This window comes from Streptomyces sp. NPDC056948, assembly GCF_042674225.1.
Taxonomy (GTDB): Bacteria; Actinomycetota; Actinomycetes; order Streptomycetales; family Streptomycetaceae; genus Streptomyces; species Streptomyces purpurascens.
Genome location: NZ_JBHUQX010000699.1, coordinates 1 through 2,811 on the forward strand (window position 1 = coordinate 1; position 2,811 = coordinate 2,811).

At 68.9% G+C, this 2,811-nt stretch carries 1 protein-coding gene and 1 pseudogene; both read left to right on the plus strand.

The features are described 5' to 3' along the window. Positions 1-2,078: glycoside hydrolase N-terminal domain-containing protein (locus tag ACFTZL_RS43680; protein WP_382595837.1), on the plus strand; the 2,078-nt coding region annotated here is incomplete at its 5' end. Between the two features lie 90 nt (positions 2,079-2,168). Next, positions 2,169-2,707 (plus strand): annotated as a pseudogene (locus ACFTZL_RS43685) (MMPL family transporter); the annotation flags it as partial. Positions 2,708-2,811 lie beyond the last annotated feature (104 nt).

The window sequence follows — 2,811 nt, forward strand, 5'->3', positions numbered from 1 at the left end:
CGCAGAACCCCGGAGCGCCCTTCGCCGGCCGCGGTGAGACCCGGACTTTCCGGATCGCCAACAGCACGGCCTACCGCGTCTACCGGCTCACCCTGACCCCCGGCGCGTCGTCCACCGGCTTCCAGATCGCCGAGATCGCGCTGGAAGGCAAGGGCTTCGACACACGCACGCAGCGGACGGTCGTCGACTACCGGCGCACCCTCGACTTCGTCAAGGGACTGCACGTCACCCGCTTCGGCGCACCGGGACGGCGCGTCCTGCGGGAGGCTTTCGCGAGCCGGTCCGCGGACGTCATGGTCTTCCGCTACACGTCGGACCACGCCCAGGGACTCTCCGGAGCGATATCGCTGACGTCCGGACAGGACGACACTCCGACGACCGTCGACGCCCGCGCCCGCCGGATCGCCTTCAGCGGTGTCATGGGCAACGGCCTCAAGCACGCGTGCACCGTCCAGGCCGTGCACACCGACGGCGAGGTTCGTGCCGACGGATCGATGCTCCGCTTCAGCGGCTGCACCACCCTGACCCTGCTCCTGGACGCCCGCACCGACTACAAGCTCGACGCCGCCGCCGGGTGGCGCGGAACCGATCCGGAACCGGGCATCGCCAGGGCGCTCGGCAAGGCTGCCTCCCGGTCCTACGACAAGCTGCGCGAGCAGCACATCGCCGAGACACGCGCCCTCATGAACCGCGTCTCGGTCGACTGGGGCGCCTCCGACCCCGCCGTCGTCGCTCTGCCGACCGATGCCCGGCTGGCGCGCTACGCGGCGGGCGGGGCGGACCCGACACTCGAGCAGGCGATGTTCGACTACGGCCGCTACCTGCTGGTCAGTTCCTCGCGCCCGAACGGTCTGCCCGCCAATCTCCAGGGCCTGTGGAACGACAGCAACCAGCCGGCGTGGGCCTCCGACTACCACACCAACATCAACGTCCAGATGAACTACTGGGGAGCCGAGACGACCAACCTGCCGGAGTGTCATGAGGCGCTCGTCCGGTTCATCGAGCAGGTGGCGGTGCCCAGCCGCGTGGCGACCCGCAACGCCTTCGGCAAGGACACGCGCGGCTGGACCGCCCGCACCAGCCAGAGCGTCTTCGGCGGCAACGCGTGGGAGTGGAACACCGTCGCGAGTGCCTGGTACGCACAACACCTGTACGAGCACTGGGCGTTCACCCAGGACCTGGGTTACCTCCGGACCCTCGCCTACCCGATGATCAAGGAGATCTGCGAGTTCTGGGAGGGCCATCTCAAGGAGCGCGAGGACGGACTCCTCGTCGCGCCGAACGGCTGGTCACCCGAGCACGGGCCGCGCGAGGACGGCGTCATGTACGACCAGCAGATCATCTGGGACCTGTTCCAGAACTACCTCGACTGCGAGGCGGTGCTCAAGGCGGACCCTGCCTACCGCGCCAAGGTCGCGGACCTGCAGGCTCGCCTCGCGCCGAACAAGGTAGGCAAGTGGGGCCAGTTGCAGGAGTGGCAGGAGGACATCGACAGCCCCACCGACATCCACCGCCACACCTCGCATCTCTTCGCGGTCTACCCGGGCCGCCAAATAACCCCCAAAACACCCGAGTTCGCGGCCGCCGCCCTCGTCTCCCTCAAGGCGCGATGCGGCGAGAAGGAAGGCGTGCCCTTCACGGCCGCGACGGTGTCGGGCGACAGCCGCCGATCATGGACCTGGCCCTGGCGGGCGGCCCTCTTCGCCCGACTGGGAGATGGGCATCGCGCCCAGATCATGCTGCGCGGGCTGCTGACCTACAACACGCTGCCCAACCTGTTCTGCAACCACCCGCCCTTCCAGATGGACGGCAACTTCGGTATCTCGGGCGCCGTCGCGGAGATGCTCCTGCAGAGCCACGACGGCGTCATCCACCTGCTGCCCGCCCTGCCGGACGGCTGGAAGGCCAAGGGCTCCTTCAGCGGACTCCGTGCCCGCGGCGGCTACGAGGTCAGCTGCGAGTGGCGCGACGGGAAGGTCACGTCGTACAGAATCACGGCCGACCGGGCGAGGAACCAACGGAAGGTCACCGTGCGGGTGAACGGCATCGACAGGAAGGTGAAGCCGAGCAGGCCCTGAGTGAACAAGGGAAGTTGAATCGTTTCTGCCGCTCACCGGAGAAGCGGATCCCGTAGTCTCCTCATGTCGTAATCGGCACTCCTTCTCAAGGGGCTGTGTGCGGCGGGTGCGGTGGTATTCGCCGTTCTGGTCGCCCTCACACTCGTCCCGGCCCTGCTCGGGATGTGGCCGAACGTCGTGCTCTCCCGTACCGCGCGCAAGCGGCTCCCTGACTGGCCCTGCCCGCCGCGCAGTTGGAGATGGGCATGCCGGGCGCCGAGCCGAAGCTCGCCTCCTCCACCGAGCGGCGTGCCTACGACGCGCTCGCGGACGGCTTCGGCGCGGGTTTCGACGGGCCGTTGACGATCGTCGTGGACGCCAAGGGCGCGGTTGAGGCCAAAGCGGCCGTGAACGAGATCGCCCAGCAGATCGGGGCCACTTCCGGCGTCGTGTCCGTGTCCCCCGCGCAGTTCAACCCGGCCGGTGACGCCGCCCTGTTCTCGGCGGTCCCGACCGCGGGCCCGAACACCGAGGACACCAAGAGCGTGGTCAAGACGATCCGCTCGGAACGCCCGGCTCTGGAACGGGAGACCGGGGCGACCTTCGAGGCCACCGGCAGCACCGCGATGAACATCGACATCGGGCAGGCCCCGGCAGGCCCGCCCTCGTGCCCTTACTGGGAGCGGCCTGGTGAAACCGCGATCGCGTCCCGACGGCTGACCGGCCCGGGCCGGCAGCCACACGAGATGAAGGA